14 protein-coding genes, 2 tRNA genes and 1 pseudogene are annotated in these 18589 nt (G+C 54.1%); 10 read left to right on the top strand and 7 right to left on the bottom strand.

The annotated features are described in order from the left end of the window. Positions 1-126: 126 nt before the first annotated feature. From Q0824_RS04470 to Q0824_RS04460, 3 genes and pseudogenes are all read left to right on the top strand, one after another. Positions 127-420, top strand: a pseudogene (locus Q0824_RS04470) (EAL domain-containing protein); the annotation flags it as partial. Continuing rightward, complete coding sequence (locus Q0824_RS04465; protein WP_298447891.1) at positions 420-1562, top strand: L-lactate dehydrogenase; 1143 nt, start codon at positions 420-422, stop codon at positions 1560-1562. The pseudogene Q0824_RS04470 and the gene Q0824_RS04465, both read left to right, overlap by 1 nt. A gap of 21 nt (positions 1563-1583) precedes the next feature. After that, on the top strand, positions 1584-1955 hold the full coding sequence (locus tag Q0824_RS04460; RefSeq protein WP_298449519.1) for a DUF488 family protein: 372 nt from the start codon (positions 1584-1586) through the stop codon (positions 1953-1955). Here Q0824_RS04460 and Q0824_RS04455 read toward each other — a convergent pair. Continuing rightward, positions 1950-3128, bottom strand: coding sequence for an aminotransferase class I/II-fold pyridoxal phosphate-dependent enzyme (locus Q0824_RS04455; RefSeq protein ID WP_298447890.1), 1179 nt, complete (start codon positions 3126-3128; stop codon positions 1950-1952). The genes Q0824_RS04460 and Q0824_RS04455 overlap by 6 nt on opposite strands. A gap of 234 nt (positions 3129-3362) precedes the next feature. On the opposite strand from Q0824_RS04455, the gene Q0824_RS04450 reads away from it, so the two are divergent. Next, positions 3363-4277, top strand: a complete 915-nt coding sequence (locus Q0824_RS04450; protein ID WP_298447888.1) for an AEC family transporter — start codon at positions 3363-3365, stop codon at positions 4275-4277. Here Q0824_RS04450 and Q0824_RS04445 read toward each other — a convergent pair. After that, on the bottom strand, positions 4254-5198 hold the full coding sequence (locus tag Q0824_RS04445) for a zinc ABC transporter substrate-binding protein (RefSeq protein ID WP_298447886.1): 945 nt from the start codon (positions 5196-5198) through the stop codon (positions 4254-4256). The genes Q0824_RS04450 and Q0824_RS04445 overlap by 24 nt on opposite strands. Positions 5199-5383: 185 nt before the next feature. Between Q0824_RS04445 and gltX the strand changes: the two genes are divergently transcribed. The 3 genes from gltX to Q0824_RS04430 all read left to right on the top strand — a co-directional run bounded on the left by gltX (position 5384) and on the right by Q0824_RS04430 (position 7138). After that, positions 5384-6865, top strand: coding sequence for a glutamate--tRNA ligase (gltX, locus tag Q0824_RS04440; RefSeq protein WP_298447884.1), 1482 nt, complete (start codon positions 5384-5386; stop codon positions 6863-6865). Between the two features lie 113 nt (positions 6866-6978). Then, positions 6979-7054 (top strand) — tRNA-Ala (locus tag Q0824_RS04435). Positions 7055-7062: 8 nt separating this feature from the next. Next, a tRNA-Glu gene (locus Q0824_RS04430) sits at positions 7063-7138 on the top strand. A gap of 247 nt (positions 7139-7385) precedes the next feature. Here the strand turns inward: Q0824_RS04430 and Q0824_RS04425 are convergent. Then, positions 7386-8234 carry a 6-carboxytetrahydropterin synthase gene (locus tag Q0824_RS04425; RefSeq protein ID WP_298447882.1) on the bottom strand — a complete coding sequence of 283 codons (849 nt, stop codon included), beginning with the start codon at positions 8232-8234 and terminating at the stop codon, positions 7386-7388. A gap of 182 nt (positions 8235-8416) precedes the next feature. Between Q0824_RS04425 and Q0824_RS04420 the strand changes: the two genes are divergently transcribed. Continuing rightward, a complete protein-coding gene (locus Q0824_RS04420; RefSeq protein ID WP_298447880.1) occupies positions 8417-9022 on the top strand; it encodes a nucleotidyltransferase family protein in 606 nt (201 codons plus the stop codon). On the opposite strand, the gene Q0824_RS04415 is transcribed toward Q0824_RS04420, so the two are convergent. From Q0824_RS04415 to Q0824_RS04405, 3 genes are all read right to left on the bottom strand, one after another. Further along, on the bottom strand, positions 8982-10073 hold the full coding sequence (locus Q0824_RS04415) for a response regulator (protein ID WP_298447878.1): 1092 nt from the start codon (positions 10071-10073) through the stop codon (positions 8982-8984). The two genes, Q0824_RS04420 and Q0824_RS04415, sit on opposite strands and share 41 nt — an antisense overlap. 61 nt (positions 10074-10134) lie before the next feature. After that, positions 10135-11490: a PEGA domain-containing protein gene (locus Q0824_RS04410; RefSeq protein WP_298447876.1), complete on the bottom strand. Its 1356-nt coding sequence runs from the start codon at positions 11488-11490 to the stop codon at positions 10135-10137. 113 nt (positions 11491-11603) lie between these two features. Then, positions 11604-12065 (bottom strand): hypothetical protein, encoded by a 462-nt coding sequence (locus Q0824_RS04405; RefSeq protein ID WP_298447875.1) that lies wholly within the window; start codon positions 12063-12065, stop codon positions 11604-11606. A gap of 102 nt (positions 12066-12167) precedes the next feature. Here Q0824_RS04405 and Q0824_RS04400 point away from each other — a divergent pair, with 102 nt between their 5' ends. Further along, positions 12168-15092, top strand: coding sequence for an insulinase family protein (locus Q0824_RS04400; RefSeq protein WP_298447873.1), 2925 nt, complete (start codon positions 12168-12170; stop codon positions 15090-15092). Positions 15093-15147: 55 nt separating this feature from the next. On the opposite strand, the gene Q0824_RS04395 is transcribed toward Q0824_RS04400, so the two are convergent. Then, positions 15148-15963, bottom strand: coding sequence for a pyruvate, water dikinase regulatory protein (locus Q0824_RS04395; protein WP_298447871.1), 816 nt, complete (start codon positions 15961-15963; stop codon positions 15148-15150). Between the two features lie 224 nt (positions 15964-16187). On the opposite strand from Q0824_RS04395, the gene ppsA reads away from it, so the two are divergent. Continuing rightward, the gene (ppsA, locus tag Q0824_RS04390; RefSeq protein WP_298447869.1) at positions 16188-18560 is read left to right on the top strand and encodes a phosphoenolpyruvate synthase; all 2373 of its coding nucleotides are present in this window, start codon (positions 16188-16190) and stop codon (positions 18558-18560) included. Positions 18561-18589: the final 29 nt, after the last annotated feature.

The following is an 18589-nucleotide window of genomic DNA, read 5'->3' as shown; positions in this document are numbered from 1 at the left end:
ATATATCAATTTGTACGACTCGGGAATGATCCAGCGCATGGCGGTTGTCTATGTTGTTCATTTAGTAGCGGTGATGAAAAGAATGGCCGCAATTTGGTCTATGCTTAGGGCAGTTCCTATCTCAAAAAGCTACCCGTCAGAACCCTGAAAATCGACCAGGGCTTTGTAAGCAGTGCATTATTGAATGGTGACGATAGAGCGATCCTCAAAGGCATAATTGGCCTTTCTCATGCTTTCGACAAAAAGCTGGTGGCGGAGGGGGTAGAAACCATGGAGCACGGCAAGCTTTTGATTCGCCTTGGTTGCTATCATGCTCAGGGCTACGCTATTGCCAGACCCATGAAGCCGGAGAAAATGGCAGCCTGGAAAAAACAGTGGCGGCCCTATCCTGAATGGTCTGCCGGAGAATACGTAAAATAATGATTACGCCCGCAAATACAACGGACAACCGCAAAATCGCCGAAGCCCGACTGCCTCGGATGATGTTTGACTACTTTGATGGGGGCGCCTTTTCAGAGCAGACTCTCAGGGAGAACACAGGGGGTTTCCAACAGCTGCACTTTCGCCAACGGGTTATGCGGGATGTGTCCAACGCCTCTGCCGCCACACAAATACTGGGCCAGGATGTCTCCTTGCCGTTGGCTCTTGCGCCCGTTGGTCTGGCCGGCATGCTCGCCCGCAGGGGAGAGGTTCAGGTAGCGCGGGCAGCTCAGAAAACGGGTGTGCCCTTTTGTCTCAGCACCGTGTCCATCTGTTCGCTGGAAGAGGTTGCCGCGGCAACCGGTGCGGCTAACTGGTTTCAGCTGTATGTTCTGAAAGACAGGGGCTACTCGGAAGCCTTGCTTAACCGTGCCCACAAAGCTGGATATTCCACTCTGGTGTTTACGGTGGATCTTCCCAAGCTCGGCGTACGTTATAGAGATATACGTAACGGTATGAATGGCGGCCTCTCGCCTTGGGGCAAGATACAAAAGCTGTCGGACCTGCTTTCCCATCCCCTCTGGCTTTGGGATGTTGCCATCAAGGGCAAGCCCCTGACGTTTGGCAACCTCTCCGATGCCGTGCCTTCGGGACGCAATCCTGAAGATTTCAAAGCCTGGGTAGACCAGCAGTTTGATGCATCGGTTACCTGGAAGGATCTCGAATGGGTGCGCCAGCACTGGCCGGGCAAACTGGTTATCAAAGGGATTATGGACCCTGACGACGCTCGTTCCGCGGTGGATGTGGGTGCCGATGGTATTGTTGTCTCAAACCATGGCGGGCGACAACTGGATGGCGCGCCCTCAACCATCTCGACGTTACCTTCCATCGTAGAAGCCGTATCCGGAAAAACCGAGATCTTGTTTGATGGCGGCATACAGTCTGGCCAGGACGTTGTGCGGGCGCTTTGCCTTGGCGCGAACGCCTGTCTGGTGGGCCGTGCATGGGCTTATGCACTGGCAGCCGGTGGTGAGGTTGCGGTTTCAGGAATGCTGGAAAACTTCCGTTATGAGGTGGAGCTGACTCTTGCACTGCTAGGCAAGAATTCGGTAGAACAGTTGAGTCCGGATGATCTTATCTGAACGATAAACGGAGGCTTGATGATGGATATTCGAATCAAGAGAGCTTATGAAGACGCGGCACGCTCTGACGGCCCGCGCGTTCTGGTCGACAGAATATGGCCCCGTGGCGTCGCCAAGGAAGACGCAGATATCGAGGCCTGGCTAAAAGGGTTAGCGCCTTCCACTGAACTACGAAAATGGTTTGATCATGATCCTGAGAAGTGGAAAGAGTTTCGGCAGCGCTACCTGAAGGAGTTGAAGGCCGCGAAGGAAGGGGATACGGCTGAGGCTCTGAAGGAGTTGCAAGCGATTGTGAAGGAGCACAAACGCATAACCCTGGTATTCGCCGCAAAGGATACAGAGCACAACAACGCTGTAGCCCTTCGCGACTTTCTCGATAACGGCGATCTATAATTTGCCAAGGGCTTGCTGAAGGTCTGCTACCAGGTCTTCAGCGTCTTCAAGCCCAACAGACAGCCGCAGCATGCCGTCGGTAATACCACGGCGTTCTCGCTCCTCCTGGCTGATGCCATGATGGCTTGTGGCGCATGGCTGGGAAACCAGGCTTTCCACACCGCCCAAACTGGTGGCGAGCAAGAAAACCTGCAAGTTGTCCGCAACTTTCACCGCCTGTTCCCGGTCCCCTTTGATCTCTATCGTCAACACACCGCCAAAGCCGTCCATTTGTTGTTTGGCCAAGTTGTGACCCGGGAAGTCAGGCAAGCCAGGATAGAGCACTCGCTTTATGGCCGGATGGCCTTCCATCGCGCGGGCAACCGCCAAAGCGTTCTCATTGTGTTGCTTTACCCGCAGGGGCAGGGTTCTGAGGCTGCGAGAGAGCAGAGCGGCGGTTTCCGGTGCCAGAATCTGGCCAAGATTTTTGCGCCACTGGGCGATAGGTTTTATCTGTTCTGCAGAGGCCATGACTGCGCCTGCCGTGATGTCGCTGTGTCCGCCAAGGAATTTGCTCGCGCTGTGAAGGCTCAGATCTGCTCCCAGGTTCAATGGCCGCTGGTTCACTGGAGATGCAAAGGTATTGTCTACTGCAAGCAGTGCGCCCTTGGCGTGGGCTTGCTGCGCCAATTCCCGAATGTCCAGTATGCTCAGCGTGGGGTTGGCTGGTGATTCGCAGTACACCAGCATGCCGGGTTTGTTCAGGGCGTGGGCCAGTTGCTGGGGATCATGTTTTAACAGGAAGGTAACGGGGATGCCCAGCGGTTCGAAATGTTTTGTCAGTAGCTCCTGTGTGCCACCGTATAGATCCCCCACGCACACAATACCGTTGCGGCCATGGGCAAATAACGCTGCCGAGATGGCGGCCATCCCCGAGGCGAAGGCCAGTGCATCTTCCGCTTCTTCAAGGCTGGCCAGGCCTTGCTCCAGTTCCTGAATGGACGGGTTACTGCCCCAGCGAGTGTACAGGTTGCCCGGCGCTCGGCCTGCAATGACCTCTTGCAGCGCAGCTGTATCCGGAAACCGGTAGGTAGTGGTGTTGTATATAGGCGAATAGGGGCTGCCAAAGCTGTCTTTGTGACGACGGTTATGGATGATTCGGGTTGCTTTTCCGTGCTCTGAACCTTTTTGCATGGGCTGTCCCTTACGCTGGCTGAGGTTTTAAAAAGGAATCTGGCGGTGTTGTGTGAATTATTCTCGCAGGCATGGATCGCGCTGGCTACCGGGGCAGATGACTGTGGGCATAGGGAGGCAGAAAAACAACCACTTCGGGACGGGTTATTACTCATCTGATATGCTCGGCGGTTTCCCGGTAAAAAGTTCGGGATAGATATTTATTTATCAGTTTTTGATGCTGGAGTATTCAGTATGCCGGTTATGGTTCAGGCGCTCGTGCCTGTGTTTGCGCTGATTGTACTAGGGCACCTGTTCAGGCGCTGGGCATTCCCCTCGATTGAATTCTGGCCTCAGGCCGAGCGTTTTACCTACTACGTACTTTTTCCCGCCATGCTGGTGTTCAAACTTGGGCAGGCTCGTTTACCCGTCTCCGCCTATGGCGATACGGCCTTGCTTATCGCGGCCATGCTGCTGGCGATGACGTTGCTTTTGGTGGTTGTGCAGTTCTTCTGGCGCTGGAATGGGCCGGTTTTTTCTTCGGTGTACCAGGGGGCTATCCGGTTTAATTCCTATGTGGCACTAGCAGCGGGGGGCATGTTGCTTGGCGATGATGGTCTGTCCCTCACGGCCATTGCCGTTGCCGTCATGGTGCCGCTGATTAATTTGCTGTGCATTCTGATGTTTTCGATTGTGGCAACCGACGGCCCGGCCCGGCTGGGGCCTGTGGTGCGCGCCATTGCATCAAACCCACTGATTATAGGGTCGGTGCTTGGTGTGACCTGGAGCTTTTTCGAGATTGACTTTCATCCGCTCCTCGCAGGAACACTTGAGCCGCTGAGCAATCTGGCTTTGCCAATGGGGCTGATGACAGTGGGCGCAGGGCTTCAGTTAAAAGCCCTGCGAGGCGCTTCTGTGCCTTTTGTGGTGTCGTCTGTTTTAAAGTTGTTGCTGTTCCCGTTTATGGCCGCAGGCTTGGCTCTTCTGTTGGGCCTTGATGGCACCCTGGTGCAGGTCGCGATACTGCTGGCCACTCTGCCAACAGCGACCTCGGCCTATATCCTGGCGCGGCAGCTGGGTGGCGATGCACCCTTGATGGCGGGAATCATAAGTGGCCAGACGCTGCTGGCCATGGTTTCGATTCCCTTAATGCTCAGCATTCTCTGGTAGGCACTTGAGCACGGCATCGGCAATGCTTTGCTGGAAGGCCACATACCCCTCTGGATTTGCGGTTATGTCTGTAGCCAGTGGGTCCCAAGTGCTGAATGTCACATCCAGCCCGGTGGTGATGGAGCGCCACCACTGCCGGTTGAATTGGGGCTCCGTTAGCAGGCAGGGATGATTTGCATTGCGCAAGCTGCTCTGCACTTCTGCAATGTGCCGCGCCCCTGGTGATAGCTCAGGGTTGAGTGTAAGCACGCCCTCTATATTCAGGTTGTAGTGTTCTGCGAACCGTGTGAGGGCGCTGTGGTATGCAAACAGGCTGGTATCCCGCAAGGGCTCCAGTTGCGTCCGGATCTGCTGCTCTTTGGCTATCAGTGATGCTCTGAATGCTTCCAGGTTGGCATCGAGGGCAGGCTTGTCTGCCATGTTCCGTTGGGCCAGAGTATCCCGGATTGTTTCTGCCATAGTTAGCGCCATGTGAGGGTCCACCCAGATGTGAGGGTCTTCACCATCTCCATGGTCATGCTCGTGGCTGTGTTCATCATGGCTATCTGCACTATCAGCGTGTTCGCTGTCTTCATCGTGTTCGCTGTCTTCATCGTGCTCCATAAGCATGATCGAGCGTCCGCCAAATTCGCTGCCCGTCAGCAGGCGATTCAGAAACGTCTCCATTTTGGGGCCTGCCCAGAAAATCACATCGGAATCTTCCAGTTCCCGACGCTTTGACGGTGTCATTGAATAGTTGTGAGGGCTGGCGCCTGGCGGCACCAGAGTGCTTACCTGCATGTCTTCCGTGGCTATCGTGCGCACCAGAAGTTCCAGTGGTTTGATGGAAGTGAGAATGCGAGTGTCGGCAAGCGTGTTGTCGGAATAGAGCAGGGTGGTGGTTGTCAGCGATAGAGCCAAGGCTATGATTTGGGCGCGCATTTTAGGTCGGAATCCTGATGTTTGTTGGTAATGTTATAATGTAACACTGAAGGTGATGTAATCGCAAAATCTTGTTGTGTCTCGAAGCGCCAGCCCAATGATACGATTTGCACTCATGCGAAATAATGCCCGGGCCGGTATAATGTCTGGCTAATCAAACGGCCACCGATTTTCAGGAAGGTTCCATGACTGTACGTACCCGAATTGCCCCATCACCCACCGGTGACCCACACGTTGGTACCGCCTACGTGGCCCTGTTTAACCTGTGTTTTGCCCGACAGCACGGCGGCAAGTTTATCCTGCGCATTGAAGATACCGATCAGGCCCGTAGTACGGCGGAATCCGAACAGGATATTCTCAAGGCGCTGCGCTGGCTTGGCCTCAACTGGGATGAAGGTCCCGATGTGGGCGGCCCCCATGGCCCTTATCGCCAGTCTGAGCGCAAGCACTCCTATGCTCAGTACGCTGAAGACTTGGTAACGGCTGGCCATGCGTTCTATTGTTTCCGCACGCCGGACGAGCTGGATGCCATTCGCGAAGAGCGCAAGGTGCAAGGTTTGAACCCGGGCATTAAGGGAAACCTTGAAGTATCTCAGGAAGAGATCAAGCGCCGCCTGGATGCGGGTGAATCCTATGTTATCCGCATGAAAGTGCCCGATGAAGGTGTTTGCGAAATTGATGACATGCTCCGGGGCACTATTGAAATCGACTGGGCGCAGGTGGATTGCCAAATCCTGCTGAAGTCCGATGGAATGCCTACGTACCATTTGGCCAACGTGGTTGATGACCATCTAATGGAAATTACCCACGTATTGCGTGGCGAAGAGTGGATTAACTCTGCGCCCAAGCACAAGCTGCTGTACGAGTATTTTGGTTGGGATATGCCTGTACTTTGCCACCTGCCGCTCCTGCGCAACCCGGACAAGAGCAAGCTGTCAAAGCGCAAAAACCCCACCAGCATTAACTTTTACGAGCGCATGGGCTTTTTGCCGGAAGCGGTAACCAATTACCTTGGCCGCATGGGCTGGTCCATGCCGGATGAGCGTGAAAAGTTCACTCTGGATGAGATGATCGGTAATTTCGACATCCAGCGTGTATCCCTCGGCGGGCCGGTTTTTGATGTTGAGAAGTTGCGCTGGCTTAACGGCCAATGGCTACGGGATGAGCTCACAGAAGACCAGTTTGTCGAGCGCATGAGCCAGTGGTGGTTCAACAAGGATTCGCTCAAGGCACTGGTACCCCATATCCAGGGCAGGGCAGAGGTGTTCTCCGATGTGGCGCCCATGGCCCAGTTCATGTTTTCTGGCATGCTGGACCTGAAGCCCGAAAGCTTTGCCCATAACAAACTGGAAGAATCTCAGATCAAACGGGTGTTGCAGTTCACCCTGTGGAAGCTGGAGGCTCAGCGCCATTGGAGCAAAGACACCATTTTCGCTGATATCAAATTTTTGGCGAAAGCCATGGATCTGAAAATGGGCGATTTCATGTTTTCCGTGTTTGTGGCCATTGCAGGTACCCCGAACTCCTGGTCGGTTATGGATTCCATGGACATGTTGGGTCCAGACATGACCCGCGCTCGCTTGCGCCACGCTTTGGAGGTGCTTGGTGGTTTCTCCAAGAAAGAAACCAAGAAGGTAGAGAAAGAGTACGCGGCTTTGGGCGCTTAATGACCAGTTTGGCCAAGAAATGAACGCGATGGACAGGGAAGTTCAGAAAAGTTGAAAAAAGTGGGGCGAAAGGTTGACGACCATGGGGTGGATCCTTAATATACGCATCCGTTGGGGCCATAGCTCAGCTGGGAGAGCGCAACACTGGCAGTGTTGAGGTCGACGGTTCGATCCCGTCTGGCTCCACCAATTTTCTAGTCCCCTTCGTCTAGTGGCCTAGGACTCCGCCCTTTCACGGCGGCAACAGGGGTTCGAACCCCCTAGGGGACGCCAATACGGCTTGACGGTTTAGTCCACCGGATAGCCATCAAAAAAACCGCCTTCGGGCGGTTTTTTTGTGCCTGAAGAAAAGCGAAGTCCAGCTATGTGCCACGAACCGTGAGCAGGGTGCCGCCTCCCAAAACACGCCGTGAACCCATCCATGGGGGCTTGGTGTTGCCATCCCTGGCAACACACAGTTTTGGGAGGCGGCACCCTGCTCACTTGGCTATGGAGTGGCCTGCTTTCGATGCGGCCGATTTTAGCGGGAAGCTATGGCGCCTTTGCCAACGCCTTCGTAGGCTTTCACCAGGATCGAATCGGACGGGAGCTTAGCTTTAAGTTCATCAGCAATGTGGGCGGCAATGAATTCCACAGTCGTATCTGTGTTCATCATATAAACCCGCGCCTCGGGCAGGGTCAGGGCAAACTCACCCTGGTTGGACTCATATTCGAAGGTTATGTAGGCCACGCCATCTTCCATATGGCGGCGTACGACATCTTCCTCAGAACCCACGTAAATATCCTGCCATAACTTGGCCCAAGAGCGTTCCAGTTCCCCATCACGCTTGCCGTTGCGGTCTATCCGAATAGGTGAGCGGTGGCCGTGGGCGATGCGCTGGCAGTTGCCCAGATGCTTTTTCAGGCCGTGTACGTAGTGATAGTAAGCCCCTTCAAGAACTTCTTCCCGTAGGTTGATCTGCACGGAAGTGACATTGGAAGGTAGAACCGCCAACAATTCACGTTCGAGCAGGGCGGCGACAGCCGATGGAATAACCCGGTCTGCAGACAGCCATACAACGGCTTCGTCGGGAGAGCGATGGATAATGTGGCTGCCATCGGTAAGCGCCCAGGTGAAGGTGTCGGGCGTGTCTTGGTTCCAGGAGAGGCCGTCGTAACCCCGGGGTATTACCAGCCGGTGATCTACGCGTTCATCGATGATGCGCTTGATGGTGCGCTTCACGTTGCTGAAATCGAATACCATGCCCTGGTCATCAAGCTCACCTCCCAGCACAACGTCGGCAATCCAGCTTTCCCCTACTAACCCACGGGCGGGGTCCAGGTAAGCAAAATCAATAACGGTGAGGTTGTCTACAAACAGATGGTTCATTAAATTTCCGGGCGGGTATAGTTGATTGATGGGGGGATTCTAGCAAAAATCCCTTAGTGAGTGTTTTGTCGAGTTATAGCACTGAGGCTTTTCTCCTCACTCTTTTTCATGTTCATTGCCTTATCAGGAGCGACATCATAACTGCCTCTCGCCATGACTTCGATCAGGATTTTCCGGCACTTGTGCTGGCAGCTGGGGCTTCCAGCCGGCTTGGGCAACCTAAAGCCCTGTTGAACGTGGGAGGCATGGAAGGGCCCAACGATACGTTACTGGGCAACGCTATAGGGCAGGCCAGGTTACTAAGCCGCGATGTGCGTGTTGTATGTGGCGCCTGGTATCCATTAATCCGTTTTCGCTGTCGCCAGCAGCCTTCCCGTTGGGTCCCTGTGGCTGGCTGGCATGAGGGTATGGCGGCTTCATTAGTGGCGGGCATCCAAAGCCTGGGGCCTCGGGCAAAAGGTGTGTTTGTGTTGGTTGTGGATCAGCCACTGCTGGATAGAGGAGCCCTTCAGGCGTTGGGTAAAGCCGCGAGATGTTTTCCCACGGTGCCAGCGGCAGCGGATTATGGCCGGCGCCCGGGCGTGCCGGCTTATCTGCCGCGATGGCTGTGGCCTGACGTGTTGGCATTGGACGGTGATCGAGGCGCTGGTCGCTTGCTGTCGGAAGCCAATGCAACGCGTCTGAATATTCCGGGTGTCCATGACGACATAGACACGCCGGAAGATTGGGTGAGGGTTCGGGAAGAACTTAACCGAAGAGCCCTGCAAGCCACGCAATTCCGAGACTGAACACCCCAAGGCTAACCGCTAGCCCGACGGTGTAGATTCTGGACGATGCGGAACGCTGCTGCGCTACAAACAAGTCGATCGTGCGCTGGGCGATGTCTTCCGCAGTTTCGCGGGAGATTTCGTGGGCTTGCTGGATGGCTTCAGATTGCAGCGTCTGCCAGAACTCCGTATCAATGGTCTGTACGCTGGTAATGTGATCCTTCAGTTCAGCCATGTGGTTGGCGGTAAAGCCTGAGTTGCGTGAGAGATCCTTTTTAAGATCCGCAAGCTCCCGACCTAGACTGAGATTTACCTCAGCCGCAACATCATCGCGCAGGTGTCGTGTCCGCTCTTCTAGCATTGCGCTCATGGTGCCCAAGCGTTCTTCAATAATGCTTTCCTGCTTTCCGCGGGACTCATCCAGTGCGCGCTTGAGATTTTCAAACTGTTCATCAAACAACGAGTTGAGTAGTTCATGCAGATTGTTATTAACCTGGCCATGGGCCGCTGAGCGGGCGATCTGCTCAATCAGGTCGCTTGTGAGTGGCACGGTGCTGGATGTTTTCTTGCCGTTGAGCGCAGCCTCAAGATCAGATGGCTCCGCTGACATTTCCAGCGATTCGCTTTCGGCCGTGCCAACAGCCAGATCGTCAAGCCCTGATTCCGATAGAGGAGAAAGGGGCAGGGTTCCGCTTTTTACGTCGCTGGCGAGTTGCTCAAGCACCAGGCCAAGACCCTCAGGCTGAGTTGGCTTGGTCAGGATGTTGTATACCCCGAAGTTTTTCGCCTCTTTGGTAAAAGATGACGACTTCTGAGACGTACACATAATGATTGGTATGCTCGCGGTATTCGGATTGCTCTTGATGGCCTTGGTGGCTTCCACGCCATTCATGCCGGGCATCAGATGATCCATGAAAATGACGTCCGGATGTTCATTGCTGTCCAGAAAATCCAGAGCTTCTTCAGCTGAACCTGCCATGTTGACATGCATGTCGCGGCTTTCCAGCAGTTTGCTCAGAGCAAACCTGGCTACCTTGGAGTCATCCACCAGAAGAGCGTTCTTGATCGCCATCTTACTACCTCAAGCTGTTACTTCATTCGCGTTGGTTATCGGGCTGGTTTTACTGTTAGAGCTACCAGCCTTCGAGTTTCGGGCACTGTGTGGCCCTGTAGCTTTTGTCCCGATAACACACGCCGGGCTCTGTTGTTCGTGCAGTGAAAATCTCACCTGCAGCCGTGGTCAGGCGAACCTGACCATAGGGTTCACCGTGGCGGAATGTAGCCTCGATGGAGCTGCCATTCGGGTTGCGCAGCAAACCATTTCCGTGGAACTTGCCTTCAATATACTCACCTTCGTATTTCTTGCCATTGGCAAAAACTTCCGAGCCGCGACCATGGAAAGTACCATTTGAAAAGTCGCCTTCGTAATGACGGCCATCGGGGTAGGTGAGGGTGCCGCGCCCATGAAAGTCGCTGTTGCGGAACCCGCCGACGTACAGCATTCCGTCGGCTGTTGTCAGGGAGCCGTGGCCGTTGAGCCGCCCCTGTGACCACTCTCCGGTCAGGATGTCCCCGTTGGCAAGAGTGAGGGTGCCCTGGCCCTGGAACGAATCGGCGGCAAACTGCCCGGTATAACGTGAGCCATCTGCGTCGCGCCATGCGCCTTCGCCCGCACGCTTGCCATTGTCCCAGTCACCTTCATAGCGGGTTCCATCCGGGTACCAGGCAGTGCCAGAACCGTGGAAAGCGCCATCTAAAAATTGACCTTCGTATTTAAGGCCGTCTTTGTTTTCATAGGTTCCGTCGCCGGTCTTTATGCCGCCTCGCCAACTCCCGTTCTGGTAATTGACGGAGGTGTAGGCTTCCAGTTTGCCTACGAGGGTCAGCTCGTTGCCAGCATCGAGGGCAACGCTTTTCTGCCAAGGGCGGAACCCGTCTTTACTGATGGTGATATCGTATTTGCCTGGGGACAGTTCAAGATCCAGCCGGGTTGCGCCGTAATCCTTGCCGTTGATTTCAACCCGGTCGCCCGCCACGTTAGAGCGCAGTGTAAGGGCGCCAGTAGTCGGGGCTGGTGGCTGTTCTGGCTCAGCTTTGGCGGTATAGGTGGCTATTGCTGCTGGAGGTTCGGCCGAGGCAAGCATGACCGCCTCATCCGGAAGATCTGGAATATTGAATTGCTCGGTGCTCCCTGGCTGTTCCATAGGCGCGGCTTTCACTTCCACGGTCGCTTCAGCAACAGTTTCAGGTGCAGGTGCAGGTGTGGGTGTGGGTGTGGGTGTGGGTGCAGTTTCAGGTGCTTCAGCAACGGTTTGTGGGCTTTGCGTTTCCACCGGTTTGCTGGCGGGCTTAAGTGGCGCTTCATCTTGCAGCGATTGCAGAGGGGCAGCGGCGACCGGCAGTTCACTTAGAACAGAAGCAAAGCCGGCTGTTACCAGAAGCATAAGAGCCAGTGCATTCAAAAACAAAAGTGGTCTGAAATCGACCATGGCGGAACCTCTTAATCCTGCATTCTACAAATTCGCGAGCAACTTCATCTTACCCAGCGAAAGCGGCGTTATGTAACAGAAAGTGTCTGAACTTGGCGAGAATGCTGGCCAAATCACACTTTAGACGGAAGCTGGTCATGGTTGAGCTGCTCCCACGCCCTCATGTAGACATCGGCTTCATATTCGTAAGGCGACTTGAACGGTGTCAGCACAAAATCAAACATGAGGAAGAAGAAGCCAACCGATGCCCAGGCGATGGCCAGGGTGCTGAGCGTTGTAGCTTGTACTTCCGGGTTGCCGCTCACAAAGTCCTGGAGCAGGGGAATCAAATCCGACGCCATTACAACCGGGTTGAAGCTGGACAGTACCAGCGGAATCCAGAACGCCATGAATATCGGAAAGAAGCCAAACGACCAAAGTACGCGGCGCGCCAGGTAGATGGCCACCTCTCTCCAGAAGCGCTGTCGCACCTCAGGGGATTTGCGGATGCGTTCAAGGTATCGACGGCGTTCTGCCCAGTAAGCGGCAACTTCGGGAGCCTGGGCTGTTTTTTTGGGGCCTGACAATGTGCTCATGATCCTGGCAGCTACCTTATAGCTAGGGTGACGGATACAGGATAACCGATACTACGTGTTACCCTGTCATTCTCCAATTGTTTAACGACAGGAATAGTTTGAATGGCTGCAGTGATCGATAACGCAATCCACCCGGCTTTTGAGAAGCTTCGCAGTCACCGGATTGACACGCTTAATCTTGATGTTGAAGAGTATCGTCATATTAAAACCGGTGCCCGCCATCTCCACCTTGCGGCGGATAACGATGAAAACGTGTTTTTTGTGGCGCTAAGAACCTTTCCCATGGATTCTACCGGCGTTGCCCATATTCTTGAACATACGGCACTGTGCGGCAGCGAGCGTTATCCGGTACGCGATCCATTTTTCATGATGATTCGACGTTCCCTGAATACGTTCATGAATGCGTTCACCAGCAGCGACTGGACGGCTTACCCCTTCGCGAGCATGAACCGTAAAGATTTTGATAATCTCCTGTCGGTTTATTTGGATTCAGTGTTCTTCTCCAAGCTGGATCCGCTGGATTTTGCCCAGGAAGGGCATCGACTGGAGTTTGAAAAGCCCGATGACCCAAGCACTGACCTGGTGTACAAGGGCGTAGTTTATAACGAGATGAAAGGCGCCATGAGTTCGGCAACCTCCCAGCTCTGGCAGAACCTGAGCAGCCACCTGTTCCCGACAACGACCTATCATTACAACAGCGGCGGCGAGCCGGATCATATTGTTGATCTGAGCTATGACGATCTGATTCGTTTTTATAAGCACCACTACCACCCAAGTAACGCCATTTTTGCCACTTACGGCAATATTCCGGCCCATGAGCACCACGAACGCTTCGAAGAGCTGGCTCTCAAACGATTCGACAAGCTGGATATCGAACTGCCGGTGCGTGATGAAAAGCGTATGTATGCCCCGGTTCGTGTAGAGCAGGGCTACGGCGTTACCGAAGGCGAAGATACCGCCGGTAAAACCCATATTGTGATGGGCTGGCTGTTGGGCCACAGTTTTGACCTGCAGGAAAACCTTGAAGGGCAGTTGTTGTCTTCGGTGCTGCTGGAAAATAGCGCATCGCCGTTGATGCGTGCGTTGGAAACCACGGATATCGGCCATGCACCTTCGCCTATGTGCGGGCTGGAAGACTCCAACAGGGAAATGACCTTTGTTTGCGGTATAGAGGGCAGCGAGCCAGAGAAACTGAAAGATCTGGAAGCCTTGATCGAGACTACGCTTCAGAAAGTGGTTGAGGAAGGCGTTAGTGAAGAGCGACTGGAAGCGATTCTTCACCAGCTGGAATTGCATCAACGCGAAATTGCGGGAGACAGCTTTCCTTATGGTCTTCAGTTGATCATGAGTGCGATCGCGCCCATGGTTCACGGTGGCGATCCGGTTGAATTGCTTGATCTGGAGCCTGTTTTGGCTACATTGCGTGAGAAAATTCGCGATCCGCAATATATCCCCGATCTGATTCGGCGCAAGTTGATGAATAACCCGCATCGGGTAACGCTCACTCTGCGACCAGACGACAAGTTGGATGGCCGTCGCCAGCAGGCTATTCGTGAAGCCCTGGCGAAACGCAAGGCAGAGCTCACCAGCGAAGAGGTCGCGCAGATTGTTGAGCGGGCTAAAGCGTTGGAAGAGCGGCAGATGCGTAAGGATGATGATTCCATTCTGCCGAAAGTGGATCTCACGGATGTGCCGCTGCAAATGCCTGAGCCGGAAGCGCGTTTTGACGGGGACATTTCAGCAACGGTTTATGCACGGGGAACCAACGGGCTGATTTATCAGCAAGTTGTGCTGCCACTGCCCGACCTGACTGACGATGAGCTCCTGCTCCTGCCGTATTACGGTGCTCTGATTTCCGAAGTTGGCTGCGGTGATCTGGATTATCTTCAGATGCAGGATCGGATTTCGGCGGAATCCGGTGGTATTGGGGCGTCGTTCAGCGCCAAAGGCCGCGTTGATGATGTTCAGAGCCTTTCCGGCTACATGATATTCAGTGGTAAGGCGCTTGCCCGAAACCGAACAGCGCTGACGAAACTGCTCCGTGATGTCTACACCAGTGCGCGGTTCGATGAAAAAGACCGTGTTCGGGAGATTATTGCCCAGATCCGCGCCCGTCGGGAGCAGTCGGTCACCGGCAGTGGCCACGCATTGGCCATGGGGGCCGCATCCCAGGGTATGGGGCCTGGCGCCTGGCTGAGTTTCCGTCTTGGAGGGTTGGCAGGTATTCGTGGCACCAAAGAACTGGATCAGTCCCTGAAAGATCCGGCAGCACTTGATGCTTTTTGTAAGCAGTTGGCAAGTCTGCACGACCGAATTCGCCAGCAGGCTCGCGAATTCCTGCTCATTGGTGAGGATGAGCATCTTCCTGCATTGATTGATGACCTCAAATCCTGCTGGCAAGGCGATGAAGGCACAGCTTCATCCAGCTGGGCCATGGAGCCTGTGAACTTCGTAACCCGCGAAGCCTGGCTGACCTCCACTCAGGTCAACTTCTGTGCACGCGCCTACAGCACTGTTCCGATTGATCATCCGGATGCGGCGGCACTCACGGTGCTGGGCGGCTTCTTGCGCAATGGGTATCTGCACCGGGCTATCCGGGAGAAGGGTGGCGCATATGGTGGTGGCGCATCTCAAGACAGTGTGAATGGCACTTTCCGCTTTTTCTCATACCGGGATCCGCGCCTGACCGAAACCCTTGAAGACTTTGATAGGGCCTTGATATGGCTTCAGGAGACGGAGCATGAGTATCAGGAGCTGGAGGAATCCATTCTTGGAGTGATTGGCCAGCTAGACCGCCCACGGTCACCGGCGGGTGCGGCGCGACATGCGTTCCATAACAAGCTGTTTGGGCGCAGTGCTGAGCAGCGTGCACGTTTCCGTGAGCGGGTGCTCTCAGTGACGCTTGATGATCTCAAGCGGGTTGCGACAACCTGGCTGCAGGCTGAAAAGGCCAGCACAGCAGTTGTCACTGGGTCTGAAAATCGCGCCCTGGTTGAAGACCTGGGCCTGGCTGTTCAGGAGCTGTAAGTTGCAGGGCAGGCGGGCCGGCAACGGCCTGCCTGCTAATTCAACAGGCTAGATTTCAGCGGTTTCTCTTAAGCCCCGTGGTAACCATAATGCGGGTCGAAATTTCCTCCACGGAGTAAGCGGTCGTATTCAGGAATGGAATGCGCTCCCTCCGGTACATAAGCTCAATCTCTTCAATTTCATGCATGCATTGCTGAATCGAGGCGTAGCGTGAATTCGGCCTCCGCTCATTACGAATGGTCGCCAGTCTTTCTGGCTCAATTGTCAGTCCAAAAATCTTTTCCTTGTGCGGCCGCAGAGCATTGGGCATCTGTTGGTCTGACAGATCGTCTTCGGTGATCGGGTAGTTGGCGGCTTTTACGCCATACTGAAGTGCAAGGTACAGGCAGGTTGGGGTTTTTCCGCTACGGGACGCACCAACCAGAATCAGGTCCGCTTCATCGTAATGCCGTGTGCGTGCACCATCATCGTTATCCAGCGCAAAGTTCACCGCGGCGATACGTCGCTCATAAACCCCTTCATTATTGATAGAGTGGGATTTGCCGACAGAGTAGGACGACGAAGATTGGAGTTCAGCCTCGAGCGGTTTAAGGAAAGTCCCGAATATATCTATCATGAAGCCCTGGGCATCAGAGATAACCTCTCGAATGGAGCTATCGAGGATCGTATCAAAGACCAGTGGGCGGGCACCGTCGGTTTCCGCTGCACTGTTAATGCGCTTGACCATGTCCCGGGCTTTCTCAACATCGTCTATGTAAGGTACGGTAACCCGTTCAAAATCAATTTTATCGAATTGGGCCAGAAGGCTGTGCCCAAGAGCCTCGGCGGTAATGCCGGTGCCGTCTGAAATGAAGAAGGCTGTGCGTTTCATGATGTTTTTCCGGGTCCGTGTCAGGAGAAATGTCGGGGCGCATTTGTCAGGGGCTCCCAGCAAAGTACAGTGTACTTTCTCAGGGGCTCCCTAGGTAAATTCCGAAGGTTACAGTATCATACACGGCAAGTTAGAGACTCCGCAGTGGTTGTTGTCCGCTTTTTACGCTTGCTGCCGCTGGCCCGGTTTTATTCTTCAGTACACAGATTCGAGGGAGACGCGCTTTGGAAGATTACATAATCTGGTTTGATCACCTGGGAATGTCCGATGTTGACCGGGTAGGCGGTAAAAACGCCTCCCTCGGTGAAATGATCAGTAATCTCGCCAACGCAGGTGTAACCGTTCCTGGCGGCTTTGCTACCACTTCCCATGCCTATCGTGAGTTTCTCGCCAAGGATGGTTTGAAGGATAAAATTGATAACCTCCTCGATACGCTTGATGTAAATGATGTGAACGAACTTGCCCGCGTAGGGGCAAAAATCCGCCAGTGGATAATTGATACGCCGTTTCCGGATGCGTTGGAAGAGTCTCTCAAGGAAGCTTACGTTCAAATGCAGGACGGCAATGAGAGTATGGCGGTAGCCGTGCGCTCTTCTGCAACCGCCGAAGATCTGCCGGACGCCTCGTTTGCTGGCCAGCAGGAAACTTTCCTGAACGTGGTTGGCCTGGAGCAGGTTCGTACCTCGGTCAAGGAGGTGTTTGCGTCACTGTTTAACGATCGCGCTATTTCCTACCGCGTCCACCACGGTTTTGATCACAAGCTTGTAGCCTTGTCTGCCGGCATTCAGAAAATGGTACGCAGTGAAACTGCGGCCAGCGGCGTAATGTTTACGCTGGATACAGAGTCCGGCTTCCGTGATGTGGTGTTCATCACTGGTTCATATGGCCTTGGTGAAACGGTAGTGCAGGGTGCGGTAAACCCGGACGAGTTCTACGTTCACAAGCCCACACTGGCAGCAGGCAGGCCCGCTGTTCTGCGCCGTAACCTGGGTAGTAAAGCCATCAAAATGGTTTACCACTCAGAGCCGGACACGGGCCAGCTTGTAGAGACCATTAAGGTAGATCCGGAAGAGCGCGGTCGGTTCTGCATTACGGATGCAGAAGTTGAAGAGCTGGCCAAGCAGGCCATGATCATCGAGAAACATTATCAGAGGCCCATGGATATCGAATGGGCCAAAGATGGCGACGACGGAAAAATCTACATCGTGCAGGCTCGGCCGGAGACGGTTAAAAGCCGGGCGTCTGCAAACGTGATGGAGCGTTACCTGCTCAATGAAACCGGCACGGTGCTGGTGGAAGGCCGTAGTATTGGCCACAAAATCGGTGCAGGCCCTGTCAAGATTATTACCAGCATCAAGGAAATGGACCTGGTGCAGGATGGCGATGTGCTGGTAACGGATATGACAGATCCGGACTGGGAGCCTGTTATGAAGCGGGCTTCTGCCATTATTACAGATCGCGGTGGCCGTACTTGTCACGCAGCCATTATTGCTCGTGAAATGGGTATCCCGGCGGTTGTGGGCTGTGGGGATGCCACCGAAGTACTGACAAACGGGCAGGAAGTAACCGTTTCGTGTGCTGAAGGCGACACGGGTCTGATTTACGAAGGTGCACTGGACTTTGAGCTGCGTGAAAATACCGTAGATTCGATGCCCAATATACCGTTCAAGATCATGATGAATGTGGGCAACCCGGATCGTGCCTTCGATTTCCAGTCACTTCCCAATGAAGGCGTTGGCCTTGCGCGCCTCGAGTTTATTATTAACCGTATGATTGGTGTGCATCCCAAAGCGCTTCTTAATTTTGACAGCCTGCCTCGGGATATAAAGCAGACTGTAGAAAAGCGTATTTCCGGTTATAGCTCACCCGTTGATTTTTATGTAGATAAGCTGGTGGAAGGAATCTCTACCCTGGCTGCTGCCTTCTCACCCAAGAAGGTCATCGTGCGCTTGTCTGATTTTAAATCCAATGAGTACGCCAATTTGATTGGCGGCACTTTGTACGAGCCAGACGAAGAAAACCCGATGCTGGGTTTCCGTGGGGCTTCCCGCTATATCTCTGAAACCTTCCGTGATTGTTTCGAGCTGGAGTGCCGCGCGCTCAAGAGAGTGCGCAATGAAATGGGGTTGACCAACGTAGAGATCATGGTGCCCTTCGTGCGCACCGTGGGTGAAGCAGAGCAAGTGGTCAAGTTGCTGGCTGAAAACGGTCTTAAGCGCGGCGAGAACGGCCTGCGGGTGATCATGATGTGTGAGCTGCCAGGCAACGCATTGCTGGCGGAAAGGTTCCTTGAGCACTTTGATGGTTTCTCTATCGGCTCCAACGACCTGACCCAGTTAACTCTTGGGTTGGATCGTGACTCGGGTATTATCGCGCACCTGTTTGACGAGAGGGATGAGGCCGTCAAGATTCTTTTGTCCAGTGCCATTCAGGCCTGCAAAAAGGCAGGTAAGTACATTGGCATCTGTGGTCAGGGGCCATCTGATCACCCGGATCTTGCAAAATGGCTGATGGATCAGGGTATTGATACCGTATCTCTTAACCCGGATTCGGTGCTGGATACCTGGTTCTTCCTGGCAGACGAAAAAATCGACTGACTGTTTCTTGCACTTACTTTGGCAATTAA

Source organism: uncultured Marinobacter sp., from assembly GCF_947488835.1.
Classification (GTDB): domain Bacteria; phylum Pseudomonadota; class Gammaproteobacteria; order Pseudomonadales; family Oleiphilaceae; genus Marinobacter.
This window is presented reverse-complemented; position numbering and strand designations above follow the sequence as displayed.

Coding starts and splice junctions, on each gene's coding strand:
- Q0824_RS04465 (WP_298447891.1), top strand. CDS start 420: ATGATTACGCCCGCAAATACAACGGACAACCGCAAAATCGCCGAAGCC.
- Q0824_RS04460 (WP_298449519.1), top strand. CDS start 1,584: ATGGATATTCGAATCAAGAGAGCTTATGAAGACGCGGCACGCTCTGAC.
- Q0824_RS04455 (WP_298447890.1), bottom strand. CDS start 3,128: ATGCAAAAAGGTTCAGAGCACGGAAAAGCAACCCGAATCATCCATAAC.
- Q0824_RS04450 (WP_298447888.1), top strand. CDS start 3,363: ATGCCGGTTATGGTTCAGGCGCTCGTGCCTGTGTTTGCGCTGATTGTA.
- Q0824_RS04445 (WP_298447886.1), bottom strand. CDS start 5,198: ATGCGCGCCCAAATCATAGCCTTGGCTCTATCGCTGACAACCACCACC.
- gltX (WP_298447884.1), top strand. CDS start 5,384: ATGACTGTACGTACCCGAATTGCCCCATCACCCACCGGTGACCCACAC.
- Q0824_RS04425 (WP_298447882.1), bottom strand. CDS start 8,234: ATGAACCATCTGTTTGTAGACAACCTCACCGTTATTGATTTTGCTTAC.
- Q0824_RS04415 (WP_298447878.1), bottom strand. CDS start 10,073: ATGGCGATCAAGAACGCTCTTCTGGTGGATGACTCCAAGGTAGCCAGG.
- Q0824_RS04410 (WP_298447876.1), bottom strand. CDS start 11,490: ATGGTCGATTTCAGACCACTTTTGTTTTTGAATGCACTGGCTCTTATG.
- Q0824_RS04405 (WP_298447875.1), bottom strand. CDS start 12,065: ATGAGCACATTGTCAGGCCCCAAAAAAACAGCCCAGGCTCCCGAAGTT.
- Q0824_RS04400 (WP_298447873.1), top strand. CDS start 12,168: ATGGCTGCAGTGATCGATAACGCAATCCACCCGGCTTTTGAGAAGCTT.
- Q0824_RS04395 (WP_298447871.1), bottom strand. CDS start 15,963: ATGAAACGCACAGCCTTCTTCATTTCAGACGGCACCGGCATTACCGCC.